This is a genomic window from Virgibacillus pantothenticus (assembly GCF_018075365.1).
GTDB lineage: Bacteria > Bacillota > Bacilli > Bacillales > Amphibacillaceae > Virgibacillus > Virgibacillus pantothenticus.
On the sequence record NZ_CP073011.1, the window covers coordinates 4,389,535 to 4,405,324 of the forward strand.

Here is a 15,790-nt window from a genome sequence, read left to right on the forward strand (position 1 = left end):
AACATCCTATAAAGTGAATCTTCAATCAGTTAATTTCTACCCATTTACATATAGTAGAGATCCTTGGATTAGGTTCACACTAGATAATTCAAAGACATTTTGCATGGATACTGTTTAACTGCTCCATAACACGTTCATATATCCTTTTACGCTTAATACTTCCTCTACCATAAAACGATAAGTTTCCGATAAGGAGCCAGTTATTGAAGGAGCTTGCCTAATTGCCCTTTCCCCAAAATCAATTTTGTTGGATTATGATACGCGGGGTTTTGCAAGTTTCGCCTCCTAAGCCTTTAAATGTAGAATAACATCCATTTCTACAAGCGCATCTTTAGGTAGTTTACTAACTTCAATCGTCGATCTTGCTGGATATGGCTCTTGCAAATAACTACCATATATTTCATTCACGGTGGAAAAATCATCCATTGACTTTAAATAGATTGAAAATTTAGCTGCCTTTGTCAGATCTGTGCCTGCTTTTTCAAGAATGGCTTGAATATTTTTCAATACTTGCTTCGTTTGGTTTTCAATCCCTTCTGTCATTTCCCCTGTCGTCGGATCAATGCCTATTTGCCCCGACACATAAAGAAAATCACCTGCCGCAACAGCTTGTGAGTATGGCCCCAATGCAGCTGGCGCCTTTTCGGTATGAATTGCCTTATTCATTGCTATCTCCTCCTTCTTTTCATCATACCACGGAAAAAGCTACTCTTCTGTTATTTTTTCTCTATATGCCATGACGGATTTAACGTAGTATATATCGCCATAACAAGCATCAAGCTCCTTTGCTCCATCCCGTAAGCAACGGTATTTTTCCTTGTCTGGATCGTTAGCATACATTTTTTGTGAGAATTGAATAGCAGCTTCCTGGGAAAAATTCTCTCCCTGTTCCCGAATAAAATCAATAAACCCCTTTCCAAAATTATAAGACTGAACAGCAGTTAGCAAGTCTCCATCCGCCGCTTTCAATGTTTTGGAAAAATAATAGACACCTTGTTTAATAGATAATTCCGGGTCCTTGATGCATCCTCGCTCGCCACAGTAGCTTTCTGAGGCTTGCATCGGATCGTCCCCACGTCCTCCAGATTCTTGCATCATTATGGCAAGGATGGTTTCTACATGTTTTTCAATCCCATACTGTTTGGCATATTTGGCTACAAGTGGGCGATAATCTAATACTTGTTCACTGATTAATGGCCCTGTTTGTGAATCAGGTTGATTCAACAAAGTACGTTGAAAAAACAACGAAATACCGATAAGTAATATAAACAATGCGACTCCAATTAAAAACGTCCGTTTAACTGCTTTTGACAATCTTCTGCTGTTTTTCATCATTATCTAATCCTTTACTATCATAGCTATTAAAGTACCTACAATCCATCCGAATAATAGATGACCTAGGATCCAAAGTAAAAATGCTGCCTCATCATAAAGAGCTGGTGTACGAGTAGAAAAGCTTGTCGTTACATATAATATTGCACCTATTAAACTACTAATTAGCATATATGTGTATATGCTTTGCCTTTGACCGATCTGTTTCAAGCTATAATAGATACTTGGCACAAGTATGATAGAAACGAGAATATGCAACATAAATTCACTGAATTCATTTAGGCACCAGCTGTTTAATACAGGAATGTAATCAACATTTAACAATAATGTATAGACCTGTTTTGATGTCATTTGTTCCATAAGTTTTAGAAAGCTTCCAAGACCGAGACCTGAGATAACTCCAATGATCATTAATTGCAACAGCTTCATTATTTGATCTCCTTTATTGACGCGATCTAAGGTACTTCCATTTTATATTCCTGAATTCCCAGACATGATAAGAAACTTTGCAAAGTACGTTAGGGAAAAAATGATTATCTTCTTTGTACAACTTATTCTATTATTGTCTACGACTTCAGCTTTACGTGATCCTAGATTCTTTTCTGCAAAAATGAATTATCTACCATTTTAAAACAAATTTCGGTTATGCGAAAGTAAGATTTCTTTATGGTATGTCTCAAGTTTTTCTCGACATAGTTATAACCTCTATATTTCCAGCACTCTATTTATGTACAAATTTATTGATTTTTAATACAACAATTGTTTTGAAAAACATGTAAGCGAAACGAAATGTAGCTAGTGACCGCTGCGGAAAAACACTACGCTTTCCTAGGGCTGGTGCTCAGCCTCCTCAAAAAAAAGAAATTCGCTTTTTTTCTGCAGGGTCTTCCCACTGCGCTTTCCCACAGGACAAGGAAAGCTACGTCAGCGAAACATCGCACGAAGAAAATGTCTAGTTCATTTTCAAGGAGTCTCCGTGTTTTTCCTCCGCTAGCTTGCTTAACAGTATCAACTACAATACTCCCCAAACTTCCACTTAATGGGATAGAAAATCTTACAACTACCGCGCTATCGCATGTAGGTAAAGTGAACCTTCCATCAGGGGGATCTTTCATCCCCCACTGATGATTAGTAGCCCAAGGGTATGGTCTAAAGACTTATTACGAAATACGTTGCAGTTCAGATAACTCCTCTAAGCGGGAGGCTTACAGCACCTTACATATCGGATAAACGATAAATTTTACAACCTAAGAAGTCGCCTAGTTGCTGGGAGATGGAGCCGGACGTGACTAGTCGGTTATTTCGTTTCCACAAGCATCTCATTTTATAGGTTCCTATACAACGAAACAACTCTAACATCCATATCATGATGTTAGAGTCTATCGTCTGCTATTTAGAAGAATCCATAAAACATTTCAGCTTACGGGAAGTGTCAACACACATTTTTCGCATGTTGCCCTTCCTTCATAACGCCAAGAGATGGTATCCATACATCCAGAAAACCAAGCGTAAGCTACATAAGGTTTACGCGGTTACGATCCTCTCCCTAACCGCTGGCCGTTTTTTCCATTTCATCACCTGATGCTTTTGAACGATTCATGTACAACTGGATAGCTAACATAAGAACAAAGGCGGCTAATCCATATAAATCCGTATTTCCTTCTGGATAAATTAACAATAAACCGACTGCTATGCTTACAAGTCGAATGGACCAGTGGAGCTTTACATACCAAAAGCCAATCAATCCTGCGCCAATCGCGATCATACCTGTAATAGCTGTAAATAAAATCCACCCAACCTCGACTATCGATGTATCAATCATTAATAATTCTGGCTGTAAAACAAACATATACGGAATAATAAAAGCAGCAATAGCCAGCTTCGCAGCATTTACCCCGGTACGAATCGGTTCTCCTCCTGAAATCCCCGTAGCTGCAAAAGCAGCGAGTGCGACTGGTGGAGTGATATCAGCTACAATACCGAAATAAAACACAAACATATGCCCAGCAAGTAATGGTATAGCAACTTCCAATTCACCATTTAAAGCTACTATAGCAGGCAAAGCTATCGTTGAAGTTATAATATAATTCGCAGTCGTAGGTGAACCCATTCCTAAAATAATTGACGTAATCATCGTAAAAAACAAGGTCAATAATAATTGCATATCTGCTGATGTGGCGATGGCTCCTGCGATATCCACTAAACTATTTCCTAACTTTACTCCTAGCCCCGTCTTTGTGACGACACCAACAATAATTCCAGCGCAAGCAGTGGCTGCAGCCACGCCTAATGCTGTACGTGCTCCTGACGTCAGTGCGGTAATGAATTTTCTCGGCGTTATACGCGTTTCCTTCATAAATAAACTAACTAATATGGTAATACCTATTCCATACAGCGCCGTTCGTTCAATGCTAAATCCCTCAAATAACAGCCAAACAATTGCTATAATCGGCAGGAGCAAGTAAATTTTTTTAAGCACTTCTTTCTTAGGGGGGATTTGGTCCTTTGGCAGCCCGTACAAACCAATTCGTTTTGCTTCTAAATGTGTCATGATCCAAATACCAGAAAAATATAAAATAGCTGGGATTAGTGCAGCTTGAGCAATTTCCCAATACCCTACACCAGCAAATTCAATCATTAAAAAAGCAGCCGCTCCCATAATTGGCGGCATAATCTGTCCACCTGTTGACGAGGCTGCTTCTACAGCACCCGCAAAATTCGGTTTATACCCTAATCGTTTCATCATTGGAATGGTATAGGAACCAGTCGTTACTGTATTGGCAACGGAGCTTCCAGATATTGTCCCATTTAATGCACTAGAAAAAATCGCTACCTTCGCAGGTCCCCCAGTCCGTCTACCGGCAATAGAGATGGCTAAATCGTTGAAATAATTCCCGACTCCTGTTTGGACTAAAAATGCACCAAATAACAAAAAGAGGAAAATATAAGTGGAAGAAACTTGCAATGGTGTTCCTAAAATCCCATCTGTCGTAAAAAACATCGTATCGATAAGCTGTTCTAGACTTAATCCTTGATGGGCTATTATGCCAGGCATTTGCCTACCAAACAAAGCATAAATTAAAAACAAACCTGCTATAACTGTAATCGGCAAGCCTACTGCTCTTCGCGCAGCCTCCATTACGAGTAATATAGCCATTCCTCCAATAATCATTTGCGCTTCTGTAATACCGCCAATTTGCTGCACAAGTGTTTCATAGTATAGCGGCCAATAGCTACAAACAATAATCGATAATATAACAAGCACATAATCGTACCAGGCAACCCGGAACTTGTTTCCGCTCCTTCTCGCTGGAAACAAAAGGAAAATTAAGGAGAGTGCAAATCCTAAGTGAACAGTCCGTTGAATATAAGCCGTTTTTTGTCCAAATGCACCTGTATATAATTGAAAGATTGAAAATGCCAGCAGGCCAATGAATACGATCCCAGCAGCCATTCCTGCAAGCTTCCTCGTATTTGATTCTGTATCGTATTTTTGTAACAATTCTTCTTTTTCTTGTTCCGTTAACTGATTTTTTTCCTCACTCATGTATTTCCACTCCTTTCAGGTATTGCCATAGCGTTATGTCTTCCACTTTTAACGTAAACCAAGCACCTGGTTCCACATAATCGTTTAAATAAACGCGATAGTGTGCGCCATCTCCCCAAACGAGTCTATTTTCAGAAACAACTTTTCCATTGCGAAGCTTAATTTGATCAAACGTTTGATTTATATTTTTAATATGATATTTTCCATCTTCGTAAGTAAATTGTTCATCACCTTGCGCATTAGAAGGCATACCGATAGCAAATTCCTCAAAGCTGATTTCCGTTTGGCGGATCGTTTTTTTATCCGTTATTTCATATTTTTCCACTACATCTGTTAAATGAATGGAATGGGTAAATATAAGCTGAAACGGATCCCCCTCCTCGACAGGAAGGAACATTTCTATTCGATTTGTATTTTCCTTATAAAAAATAAGCGCTGTTTGAAAGGGAACAAGTAAAGTAATTAACAGCGTAATACTAGCGAGGAAAATAAGCATAAAACCCCATGGTTTTCTAGCTAAAGCTTTCATATGGTCTTCACCTTATATTTTTAGGTTTCGAAATTTTATATGTTATGAGATGTCAGTCTTACTTTTAGGGGACAATAGAATAACCGGCAGCAAAATTCTGCAAACTAATTTTACAGCCGGTCACTATCGCTACATCATTACTCAGAAGCTGAAATACCTTCTTCATCAAAATATTTTTTAGCACCTGGATGTAAATCAATACCAATCCCATCAAGAGCAGTATCTTTCGTTATAAGCTGACCCTTATCATGTGCGATTTTATCTGAATTTTCATAAATAGCTTTCGTAATATCGTAGACAACATCTTCGGAGAGACTGTCTGTTACAGCTAGCATCGCTAGTACGGCCACTGTCTGGACATCCTCTTCCAGCCCATATGTCCCTGCAGGAACTGTATCACTTGCATAATAAGGATATTTTTCTACCAAGGCATCCGTCTTTTCTTGAGCAATCGGAACAATATTTACATCCACTTGAGCTTGTAATCCTTCAACAGCACCTGTCGGGGTGCCCGCTGTAATAAATGCGGCATCAATATTTCCGTCTTGAATACCACCAGTCGACTCTCCAAAATCAAGATTTTGCGCTTCAATATCATCCATTGTCATATCATGAATTTCCAAAATCTGCTCCGCATTCACATACGTCCCTGACCCAGGAGCTCCAACAGAAACCGCTTTTCCAGCTAAATCCTCCACTGAGGTAATCCCTGAATCTTTTGTTGTAACAATTTGAATGGTTTCTGGATAAAGGGAGCCAATTGCTTGCACGTTATCCACGGGCTCTCCTTCAAATGAGTTTATTCCTTCAATTGCATTAGAGATAACATCTGTCTGTACAAAAGCTAATTGCGCATCTCCATCTCTTAAAGCAGCTACATTATCAGCAGAGGCATTGGATGATTGCGGGTCTGTCTGAATACCTGTTTCATCTTTAATAATGGAGGCCATTTCTCCACCCAAGGGATAATATGTACCACTTGTTCCACCAGTCAATAAGCTTAGAAATTCTGGTTTTTCCCCCTCTGCCTTGCCCCCTTCATCTGCACTGTCAGCTTTATTGTCCCCTCCGCATGCTGTCAGTAATAACGCAAAGATAAATAAGGTAACCATTAATAAAAATTGCTTTGATTGTTTCATGCGTACTCCCCCTTATAAACCTTTTTATAAACTATATTTTAACTTTTTAATCCCTTTATTGTCAAACTATTAGTAATAGAACTAATTAAATTAATATTTTATTATGTATTCGGTTACTCTATTTACACAATAAAAGCTGGACAGCTTAAGGAAGTACACCTTCTTTTATTTTACTGTAGTAGTGATCAAGCTTTAGATTCGACGTGGAATTTATCGTATGAAGATGGATGTTGCATACTCGCACGCAAAGAGGTGCTTCCGGAGCTGGTCTATTCTGGTGTAGATGGAATGGAGCAGAAGCTTATACTCTCCTCCCCATTAGAAAAACTTGGCTTGTCGCCAAGTCTTATGGCGAAAGCCTTTTTTTCTTATACTGAATGAATTTCATAATTCTTAGTCCTTGTGTATCAATGTGTTTGAGATGTAAAAAAAGGAAGTGCCTCCCCAAGTCTTGTATAATGGTAGTTGACTAAAACATCCCAAAAGACTGGAGGAGTACTTCCTATGACTATTATACGACAACCAAGTTTATTTGGCATCCAAGAATTATATGACATGGAATCTACCAAAAAATATGAAGCAGTTATTGCCGCGATAAATTTGGATGCAATCTATTATGCAATGACTAAAAAGTCACGACTCGGTGCACCAGAAAAACTAAAGCGTGCGAAAGTCCATTTTGACATGGTAACACTTGTGTACAATGCTTCAAAACTAGCTGCAGATCGTATAAATGCACAATTAAATAATCAGCAACAAGTAGCATGATTTCTGTTTTTTATAATACAATTTTAAAATTCTGTATGTCTTTGTATTTTTAAAAAGAGCTATTATGAAATTGACTCATACTATAAACCAAAAAAACTTTTTTCCCTATAGTTTAAAAAACCCGCAGCATCTAATCGCTACGGGAACTCTAATTGCATATTTTTACATGAAGGCAAACGCTTCATTCCAATGCTTTTGTTAGATTATTTTATGAATGATTCTATAATATCCTTTACTGTTGCTTCCGTTCTGATTTGACCAACTCCTTGTCCTGCCCATAAGGATTGATAAGCAGAATCACCTTGCTCCTTGGCTGCTTTTCTTATATCCTTCGTGCAGTCATTTTGAATCGGAAATGGCAAAGCTGTCATTTGTTTTTGCTCCAGTTCGTTAATGAATGTATTGACAATTCCTCTTGCCGGTCTGCCTGAGAAAAATGTTGTGATCACTGTATCTTCTGCTTTTGCATTAAGAATAGCTTCCTTATAAGAAGGCGCTGTTCCGGCCTCTTCAGCAACGAGGAAACGTGTTCCAATTTGCACAGCTTCCGCTCCCAACTTTAGTAGCCCTTCCATTTGCTCTTTACAAATGATCCCACCTGTTGCGACAACAGGAATATTAACCTGTTCCGTAATAGCACAAAGCAATGATACTAACCCGATATTACACCCATCTGGATATTGATCGATATAAAATGTACCTCGATGCCCACCAGCTTCACTCCCTTGTGCTACGACTATATCATATCCCGCCTCTTCAAGCTGTTTTGCTTCTTCTACATTCGTTGCCATTCCAATTAAGATCACATGATTATTTTTCAACTTCTCGATATGTTCATTTGCTAATATACCAAAAGCCGTGCTTATAATAGGAACCTTTTCCGTTAACAAAACTTCTAGATTCTCTTGCATATAATCATGCACTTGCACTTCTTTACTTCCTGGCTCAATCCTTAAACGTTCTCGAAAGGTATTTAATTCTGATTGCATTGGCTCCAAATCGTCTGAACTCGCTTGTAAATTCGTCGCAAACAGATTAACTGCAAATGGTTGATCCGTTAATTGTTTTACTTGTTGGATTAATTTTTGTAATGCTTCTGGTTTCATATAGCCTGCCCCTATTGTTCCTAGCGCCCCTTGATTTGCAACTGCTGCGACAAGTTCTGGTGTCGTAATCCCACCAGCCATTCCCGCCTGAATAATCGGTAGCTTCACTTTAGTTAATGTTAGAAAACGATTCATCCTATCTTCCCCCCATCCATACCCTTTTTATAAGCATACTATACAAGGAAACTTCATGTCATGGGATGCTCTTTACCATGACAAGTTAGTTAAACCAATCGGGCCTTTACGGGGAAGTCTTCGCACCTTTTCTGTAACTCTATGTGAAGTCTACAGCCCGTTTTCGCGGGATACAGGGGAAACCTCTTGTTAGAAGAGGTTCTTTAGAATTCATGCTGCCTTTTCCAATAATAATCTTGACAATTGTTAGAAAATTCAATATCATATGGCTATTAACTATTTAATTGTAAAAACACATCCGCCTGTATAATCCGAGGAAGTCTTGTTGCAACCTGTTTTCATGCAATAGTCAAAACAGATTCATCTTCGCTTCGGCGGGTGCAGCATTTATATTACTCAAACAGGAGCGATCGAATGAAAATGAAAGTAGCCATATTTTGCCCAAGTTCTATGCTGAGTCGAGTTAAAAAAATAGCTGTAGATAAAGAGCTTGAATTTATGTTTTTTCCGTACGTGCAAACAAAAGAGTTGTTTTATCAAGTAGAAAAAGCATATGTATGTGATATTTATCTTTTCACCGAACAAATTCCATACTTATTGGTGAAAAATAAAGCTGTCAAAAAAACGACTCCTTGCATCTATATTTCTTTGAATGAATATATGCTATTAACAACATTAAGTCTTTTGAAACAGGAAAGGGAACAAAACTGGAACCGTATTTCTATGGATGTTTGCGATGTAAAACCTGTATACAATGTTTTATCAGAATTAGATTTGCAAGATAATGACATCTATTTGCTTCAAACTAACGAATCGATGTCTCATGACTTCTCTTCTATTGTTGAATATCACCAACGTCTATGGAAACAAGGAAAGATAGATTATGTTCTTACATCCCTCAAAGAAGTAGAAGAGAAACTGAAGCAAAAGGAAATTCCAGCCAGAAAGATACATACTCCCTCATTAAATATTAAATTAGCCATTGAAGAGGCAAGACAAGTCGCTAAACTGCGGCAATATCAACTGAATACAACCCAAATCGTAATCGGATATATCCAGCTAAAATCGACCGAAGCAAAAGTACAGTCTTTCGACAGCAATGTGCAATTACGACATATCATTGAGGAATTCGCTCACCAAAACAATGCATGTGTAGTAATATATAAACATAATCGCGTCATGCTCTTTGGAACAAATAGCATGTTAGATCACATCAAACAACATTACCGTGATTTTCCATTACTTCATGTCATCGAACGTCGTTCACAACTTCCTGTGGCTATTGGGTTTGGGCTTGGGCTTAATGCAAAAAGAGCAAAAGAAAATGCTAAAACAGCGTTAAAGGCTTGCTTAGGTGAGAATGAAAGCAAATGTTATCTGGTAAATGAAAATCAGGATATGATTGGTCCTATTGGCATAACCAAAACCTTTGATACTTCGAAATTGTATCAGGCATTGATTCATAAAGCACGGTTAAATAACGAAATATCCTATAATTTCATTCAATTCGTTACATTGCGTAATAATGAGCCATTCTCGTCGCATGATTTCGCCTTACATTATAAAGTAACCAAGCGCAGTGCCGAACGAACCATTAATAAGCTTTTAGCAGGTAAAGTTATTAAAGTAACAGGTGAAGAAAAACCATATATAAGGGGACGACCAAGAAAGCTTTTTAGCTTGAATTTGTAAATATTTACTCAAACAAATGAAAGAAGCCTTACTAATAGCGCTTCTTTCACATCCCTTGCCTTTATATATTTAATAGTTCGCGAACATCATTCTCACTTAAGCTGGAAAGCATTGCTTCCCCTGGTTGAATTACTTGATCGATTAATTCGCGCTTCTTTTGCTGCAACTCGTATATTTTCTCTTCGATGGTTCCTTCTGTAATTAAACGAATAACTTGTACGACATTCTTTTGACCAAATCGATGCGCACGGCCGGTTGCCTGATCCTCCACTGCTGGATTCCACCATAAATCGTAAAGAATAACCGTATCTGCGCCTGTTAAATTCAGACCGGTACCACCGGCTTTTAACGAAATAAGAAAAACATCATTTTCACCGTTATTAAAACGTTCACTCATTTCTACACGTTCCTGCGACGGCGTTTGACCATGTAAATAAAAATAGCCAATCTGCTCTTTTTCTAATTCTTTCTGAATAATCTCATGCATGGAGGTAAACTGAGAAAAAATCAACATTCGTTTGCCACTTTCTTTGGCATTTCTTACCGTTTCCATCAATTGTTCCAGCTTGCCCGAGTTTCCTTGGTAGTTTTCTATAAATAACGACGGATGACAGCATATCTGCCGTAAGCGCGTTAAACCAGCCAAGATTTTCATACGGCTTTTCTGGAAGCCATTTTCGCTCATTGATTGTACCGCTTCTTGTTGTAGTTGACGGTGATAACCAATATATAAATCCTTCTGGTCTTTCGTTAAATGAGAGCTGTGCACCGTTTCAATCTTTTCAGGCAACTCATGTAATACATCTCGTTTTAAACGCCGCAGAATAAACGGTCTTGTTATCATGGCAATTTTGTCGTAAGGAAGTTGTTTAAATGTTTTATAGTTAGGCATTAAGCCTGGTAAAATCACTTGAAAAATCGCCCACAATTCATCAATAGAGTTTTCAATCGGTGTGCCACTTAACGCAAAACGGCGCCCTGCTTGAATGCTCCGAATCGCCTTTGATGTTTTCGTCGCATAATTTTTAATATATTGTGCCTCATCGAGAATTAACGTTTGAAAAGAAATATCCTGATACAGCTCTATATCTTGCCTCACTGTAGCATAGGAAGTGATCCAAACATCCATCTGCTTCGAATGCGCAAATTTCTGTTTCCGCTCCTGTGGTGTACCTGTTAAGATTGCGACTTGCAATTGTGGAGCAAATTTAGCACATTCATTTTTCCAGTTGTATACAACAGAAGACGGCGCAACAATAAGATGTGGGTATTCACCCGGCTCTGAAGCGATATAGGAAATACTTTGCAACGTTTTTCCCAGTCCCATATCATCAGCCAAAATACCGCCTAAATGATACTCGCTTAACGACTTAAACCATTGATAGCCTGTCTCCTGATAGTTCCTAAGCTCAACAAATAGTTCAGGAAGTGGGTAAACCTGCTCTTCTGGTGATTTTAAATGATGTAACAACTTGCGAAACGAGCGATCATAATTTTTATCGGTTTGCAATAGCTCATCAATTTGTACACCGCGGTAAACCGGTACCTTCATATTGCCTTCTGTAACATCATCCGTACTTATATTCATATCCTCAAAAAATTGTTGCATAGATAGAAACGTATCATTTTCTAAAGATAGTAATGCCCCGTTATCTAAGCGATAATATCGCTTTTTTTCTATTACAGCTGCTAAAATTTGTTTGATTTCCGACTCATTAACACCTTCAATATCAAAACCAATATCTAATAAATTGGATGAACTTTCGACCTGCACTTTGGTATAGGCTTGAGGCTCCTGTTCCACGATTAGATTGCGAATAGCAGCTGTTAAAAACAATGCTACATGCGCATCTAATTTCGGTAACGTGTAATAAATAAACTCATACATTGCTTCTTCATCGTCTACATGAATATATAATTCTTTTCCGTTATAATGAAAATCCGCATATTCAATGAGCTGCATGATTTGTTGTTCTTTTTCCACATCTCGAATAATAATGATATCATTCGACTCTCTTCCACCAAAAGGATCGATTCGCTCATCGCCATAATGATATTCCAATTTTCCAACAATATATGAACCCTTTACTTCCAAATAAAGCTTGGCTTCAAGTGGAAACTGGACGATATCTTTTGCAACATTATCGGCAATCGATACATTGCCCACTTTTCTTAACGATGGAATGACAGTAGATACAAATTCATCAGCCTGATTTTTAGCAATTGGCAATTGCCAATGATGATGTTGAAACCGACGAAGCTGCTTCATAATGGACGCTTGATGCGGTTCAGGAAAATAGAACACTCCATTTGCAAACAAAAGCTCATAATGTGGCAAAAAGACCACGTCTTGCAATGGATCCATTTTTAGTAATAGTTCCTCTCGGCTTTGGCCTGATAAAGAAAAGGCAAACGGCATTTTCCCTTTTTCAACCATTACAGATGAATAATTTTCCTTCGTTGTGTCTACATAAAATGACCGTTTTACCATCTGCTCCAGTAACGTTTTTGCTTCTAAAGGCGGAATGAGTATAAAACGTTTGCTCTCTTGATGACTGGAAAATCTATCCTCACTACGATAGACACGCTCACTTTGTAAGATAGCATGCAACTGAACCAAAAGGTCCATATCCTCTTGAGCAAAGGTGTGCAGCTCTGGAAGATAGGAAAACCGCTTGGTTAACGGATATTCTCTTTTCTCCATAATATGTTCTAATAAAGAACGAGCATCTTTTACAACATAGCAACGCTTTTCACCCATTTTTATTTCTACTTGTATTTGCTCATGATAGTCCAGCTTACAAATATATTCCACCTTAAGCTCGATTTGATTCGGCGATGGTGCTTTCAGCTGATCCGTTGGCGGAAGATTATTTAACGCATTCATCAAATTTTGCGTTAAGTGATAGTCATAGGAAGAAAAATCTGCCATCGTCCCCTTATCTTTATTCACAATTTTAATTAACACAGCTGCTATATGTTTACATGTACCAAACGTATCAAATGCTGGACAGTTACAATAGGTATCAATGGAACCATTTGCTAGATTTTTTGCATTAATTTCTACCATGTAGTTCTCCGTTCCTTCAACCGTTGCCGACCACTCCTGATAATTAATATCAAATAACGGATCACTGACGCGACCTTGTCTATAATATTTTAACCCTCGTTTATAAATGACCGACGGAAATAATTTTTCCACATTAATATCACGGATTGTTTTCAAAACAGAAATACCTTCCTTTGCCAATACTTATGCTTCTATTGTAAACAAGTTTCCCCTGTTTTTAAACTATTCTTCCCTTTCACAGATCGTTACTTACAAAACTGTAAGCTTGCTGAAAGGAAGTTCAATACCTGTAATTTCCATTTGACGCTAAACTAATAATAAAAAAATAATACTGGAGGTAAAACCATGACGCAATCTGTTTTACAAGTGAACCACTTAAATAAATCATATGGAAAATATAAAGAAACGCAATCTTATGCATTAAAAGACGTATCATTTGAAATGAAAACCGGTGAGTTTGTATGTTATTAAAGCTTTCTCTAACAAGTATGCGGAAAATGTTTAAGGATTATTTAGTATTATTATTTGGGCTAACCATCTCCATTGCTATATTTTATATGTTTCAAACACTGGCTCAAAATGAGGCTTTTGTTGAAGCAAATTCCCTTATTAATTCCATCATGTTTATTTTCCATGTGGGTACAGTCATTCTTGGATTTATTACTATATTTTATACCTTTTATGCCACATCCTTTATTCAAACATTACGACAAAAGGAAATGGCTATGTATATGACGCTTGGAGCGAAAAAAAGTAAGATTACCCAGTTGATGTTTATGGAAACCCTGTTTATTGGACTCATTTCCCTAGCTATTGGTATTACTTGGCTTTGGGTTAACGACAGTTATGACCGATTTATTAATGGAAAAACTTAACTTATCAGCAGAAGCAGAAGGATTTAAAGCTATTTATACCAAATCGATTTTGTCCACGGTTATTTTCTATGTCGCTTTATTTTTATTAACGTCCATCGTTAATGCGTGGCAAATTAGCAGAAAAAAAGTACTTGATTTGTTACAGGCTAATCAAAAACAAGATGTTATTAAAACGAATGGTGTAAAAACATTTCTCGGTGTGGTTTTTTCTGTTATTTTAATTGCCATCGCTTATTATATTTTTATCAATATGCTAGATTTTAAGTCTACAGAAATAAAAAAGATAGCAGTGATTATTATAACAGTTACAGTCATTCCAGGGACATTCTTCATGTTTATTTACTTGCTGCCCTTCTTTGTAAAGAAACTGAAAAAAAATCGTATTTTAAATGAAACTGGAATCAACTCCTTTACACTAGGCCAATTACGCTTTCGTATGCTTGATTTAACAAAAGTGCTGGGAACAGTAGCGATGTTAATTGCCCTTGGATTAGGTGCGATGACAGCAGGCATTTCCTTTTACCATAACGCGGAAGTTCAAACTTCTAAACTTAAAGTAAATGATATCGCTATATACCAACCAATAAAAGAAGATATGGACACGATTAAAACGATGAAACTACCCGAAAAACATACGTATGTATATAAGCTAACAGATGATAACGTTTATTTTCTTAAAAACAATTTATTAAAACAACCACCTTTAATTCCTGATACAGCTGGCATTCAAAAACTGGCAGATGTAAAAATAAAACGGGTAGCTAGTAAGCTCCCTGCAGCTGTATATTCCATGGATGGTCAAGAAGGCGAAATGTTGCCAGAGGCTTGGGTTAATGCTATTTCAGGTGAGTTAAATGCAAGCTTTGAAATGTTTGGTCCAAGAATGATTTATGTGGTTGACGAAAACCATTTCCAAAAAATAAACGCAGAGGAAGAGCAAGTCATTTTAGCTCGCACAGACGACTTCACAAAATATTTACCAAAACTCAAGCAATTAGAAGAAAGGCAAAAGGAGGTTGCCGAACTCTATACTGAAGAACCGATAGCGTATTACGGAGGAAAATCCACACTTTACACTAGTTTATATCAGCTTTCTAGCGGCACCATCTTTATGGGAGTTTTCTTAGGTATTGCCTTCCTGATGATGATGGCTAGTGTGCTAATGTTTAAGTTGCTATCAAGCGCCAGAGCAGATATTGAACGTTACCACATGCTAAGAAAAATTGGCGTACGTAAGAAGCTATTGGAGCGATCGATTTACCGAGAGCTGTTCCTGCTATTCTTATTCCCAGCAATCGTTGGTTTCGCACACGTCTTGGTTGGCATGCAAGCTTTTGCCATCATCTTGGTCGAACCTTACACTAAAATATGGTTACCAATTAGTATTTTCTTACTGATTTACGGTATTTACTACGTTATAACTGTCCAATTGTACAAGCGAATTGTACTGCCTAAGCAAAAGTAGAGAATGGTAAGAACCAAGCAGCAAAAATGCTTGGTTCTTTAGCATTTATTTAAGGCTACAAAATCTAGCTTCCATCAACGGAAGGCTTAATGCGCATTCCATTCGGATCAAAAAGAAGTATTCATCAGCCCA

12 protein-coding genes and 1 pseudogene are annotated in these 15,790 nt (G+C 37.7%); 5 read left to right on the top strand and 8 right to left on the bottom strand.

Features of this window, described 5'->3' with window-relative positions; genetic code table 11:
* Positions 1–285: 285 nt before the first annotated feature.
* From KBP50_RS20300 to KBP50_RS20325, 6 genes are all read right to left on the bottom strand, one after another.
* Positions 286–666 carry a RidA family protein gene (locus KBP50_RS20300; RefSeq protein ID WP_050350877.1) on the bottom strand — a complete coding sequence of 127 codons (381 nt, stop codon included), beginning with the start codon at positions 664–666 and terminating at the stop codon, positions 286–288.
* Positions 667–705: 39 nt separating this feature from the next.
* Positions 706–1,332, bottom strand: a complete 627-nt coding sequence (locus tag KBP50_RS20305; protein WP_050350876.1) for a lysozyme family protein — start codon at positions 1,330–1,332, stop codon at positions 706–708.
* 6 nt (positions 1,333–1,338) lie between these two features.
* On the bottom strand, positions 1,339–1,761 hold the full coding sequence (locus KBP50_RS20310) for a hypothetical protein (protein ID WP_050350875.1): 423 nt from the start codon (positions 1,759–1,761) through the stop codon (positions 1,339–1,341).
* Between the two features lie 1,117 nt (positions 1,762–2,878).
* Positions 2,879–4,879 (bottom strand): TRAP transporter permease, encoded by a 2,001-nt coding sequence (locus KBP50_RS20315; protein ID WP_050350873.1) that lies wholly within the window; start codon positions 4,877–4,879, stop codon positions 2,879–2,881.
* On the bottom strand, positions 4,872–5,408 hold the full coding sequence (locus tag KBP50_RS20320) for a DUF1850 domain-containing protein (RefSeq protein ID WP_050350872.1): 537 nt from the start codon (positions 5,406–5,408) through the stop codon (positions 4,872–4,874). The genes KBP50_RS20315 and KBP50_RS20320 overlap by 8 nt, the downstream gene beginning before the upstream one ends.
* Before the next feature lie 137 nt (positions 5,409–5,545).
* Positions 5,546–6,547 carry a TAXI family TRAP transporter solute-binding subunit gene (locus KBP50_RS20325; protein WP_050350871.1) on the bottom strand — a complete coding sequence of 334 codons (1,002 nt, stop codon included), beginning with the start codon at positions 6,545–6,547 and terminating at the stop codon, positions 5,546–5,548.
* A 504-nt stretch (positions 6,548–7,051) separates the two neighbouring features.
* Between KBP50_RS20325 and KBP50_RS20330 the strand changes: the two are divergent.
* Positions 7,052–7,216: pseudogene (locus tag KBP50_RS20330) on the top strand (IS5/IS1182 family transposase); the annotation flags it as partial.
* A 302-nt stretch (positions 7,217–7,518) separates the two neighbouring features.
* On the opposite strand, the gene KBP50_RS20335 reads toward KBP50_RS20330, so the two are convergent.
* Entirely contained in the window at positions 7,519–8,556 is a 1,038-nt protein-coding gene (locus KBP50_RS20335) for an NAD(P)H-dependent flavin oxidoreductase (RefSeq protein WP_050350869.1), read from the bottom strand.
* A 414-nt stretch (positions 8,557–8,970) separates the two neighbouring features.
* On the opposite strand from KBP50_RS20335, the gene KBP50_RS20340 reads away from it, so the two are divergent.
* Complete coding sequence (locus KBP50_RS20340; protein WP_050350868.1) at positions 8,971–10,248, top strand: hypothetical protein; 1,278 nt, start codon at positions 8,971–8,973, stop codon at positions 10,246–10,248.
* Between the two features lie 61 nt (positions 10,249–10,309).
* Here KBP50_RS20340 and KBP50_RS20345 read toward each other — a convergent pair whose 3' ends face one another.
* The gene (locus KBP50_RS20345; RefSeq protein WP_050351164.1) at positions 10,310–13,474 is read right to left on the bottom strand and encodes a DEAD/DEAH box helicase; all 3,165 of its coding nucleotides are present in this window, start codon (positions 13,472–13,474) and stop codon (positions 10,310–10,312) included.
* A gap of 189 nt (positions 13,475–13,663) precedes the next feature.
* Between KBP50_RS20345 and KBP50_RS22580 the strand changes: the two genes are divergently transcribed.
* The 3 genes from KBP50_RS22580 to KBP50_RS20350 are packed head-to-tail and all read left to right on the top strand — an operon-like array spanning position 13,664 to position 15,658.
* Complete coding sequence (locus KBP50_RS22580) at positions 13,664–13,789, top strand: hypothetical protein (RefSeq protein WP_257786705.1); 126 nt, start codon at positions 13,664–13,666, stop codon at positions 13,787–13,789.
* A gap of 17 nt (positions 13,790–13,806) precedes the next feature.
* Complete coding sequence (locus KBP50_RS22325) at positions 13,807–14,193, top strand: FtsX-like permease family protein (protein ID WP_244969442.1); 387 nt, start codon at positions 13,807–13,809, stop codon at positions 14,191–14,193.
* Positions 14,165–15,658 carry an ABC transporter permease gene (locus KBP50_RS20350; protein WP_244969443.1) on the top strand — a complete coding sequence of 498 codons (1,494 nt, stop codon included), beginning with the start codon at positions 14,165–14,167 and terminating at the stop codon, positions 15,656–15,658. Before KBP50_RS22325 ends, KBP50_RS20350 begins: the two co-directional genes overlap by 29 nt.
* Positions 15,659–15,790: the final 132 nt, after the last annotated feature.

Excerpts from the sequence above, each read along its gene's own strand:
- KBP50_RS20310 (WP_050350875.1), bottom strand. The coding sequence starts at position 1,761 with ATGAAGCTGTTGCAATTAATGATCATTGGAGTTATCTCAGGTCTCGGT.
- KBP50_RS20325 (WP_050350871.1), bottom strand. The coding sequence starts at position 6,547 with ATGAAACAATCAAAGCAATTTTTATTAATGGTTACCTTATTTATCTTT.
- KBP50_RS20300 (WP_050350877.1), bottom strand. The coding sequence starts at position 666 with ATGAATAAGGCAATTCATACCGAAAAGGCGCCAGCTGCATTGGGGCCA.
- KBP50_RS20350 (WP_244969443.1), top strand. The coding sequence starts at position 14,165 with ATGACCGATTTATTAATGGAAAAACTTAACTTATCAGCAGAAGCAGAA.
- KBP50_RS20335 (WP_050350869.1), bottom strand. The coding sequence starts at position 8,556 with ATGAATCGTTTTCTAACATTAACTAAAGTGAAGCTACCGATTATTCAG.
- KBP50_RS20315 (WP_050350873.1), bottom strand. The coding sequence starts at position 4,879 with ATGAGTGAGGAAAAAAATCAGTTAACGGAACAAGAAAAAGAAGAATTG.
- KBP50_RS20320 (WP_050350872.1), bottom strand. The coding sequence starts at position 5,408 with ATGAAAGCTTTAGCTAGAAAACCATGGGGTTTTATGCTTATTTTCCTC.
- KBP50_RS20305 (WP_050350876.1), bottom strand. The coding sequence starts at position 1,332 with ATGAAAAACAGCAGAAGATTGTCAAAAGCAGTTAAACGGACGTTTTTA.
- KBP50_RS22580 (WP_257786705.1), top strand. The coding sequence starts at position 13,664 with ATGACGCAATCTGTTTTACAAGTGAACCACTTAAATAAATCATATGGA.
- KBP50_RS20340 (WP_050350868.1), top strand. The coding sequence starts at position 8,971 with ATGAAAATGAAAGTAGCCATATTTTGCCCAAGTTCTATGCTGAGTCGA.
- KBP50_RS22325 (WP_244969442.1), top strand. The coding sequence starts at position 13,807 with ATGCGGAAAATGTTTAAGGATTATTTAGTATTATTATTTGGGCTAACC.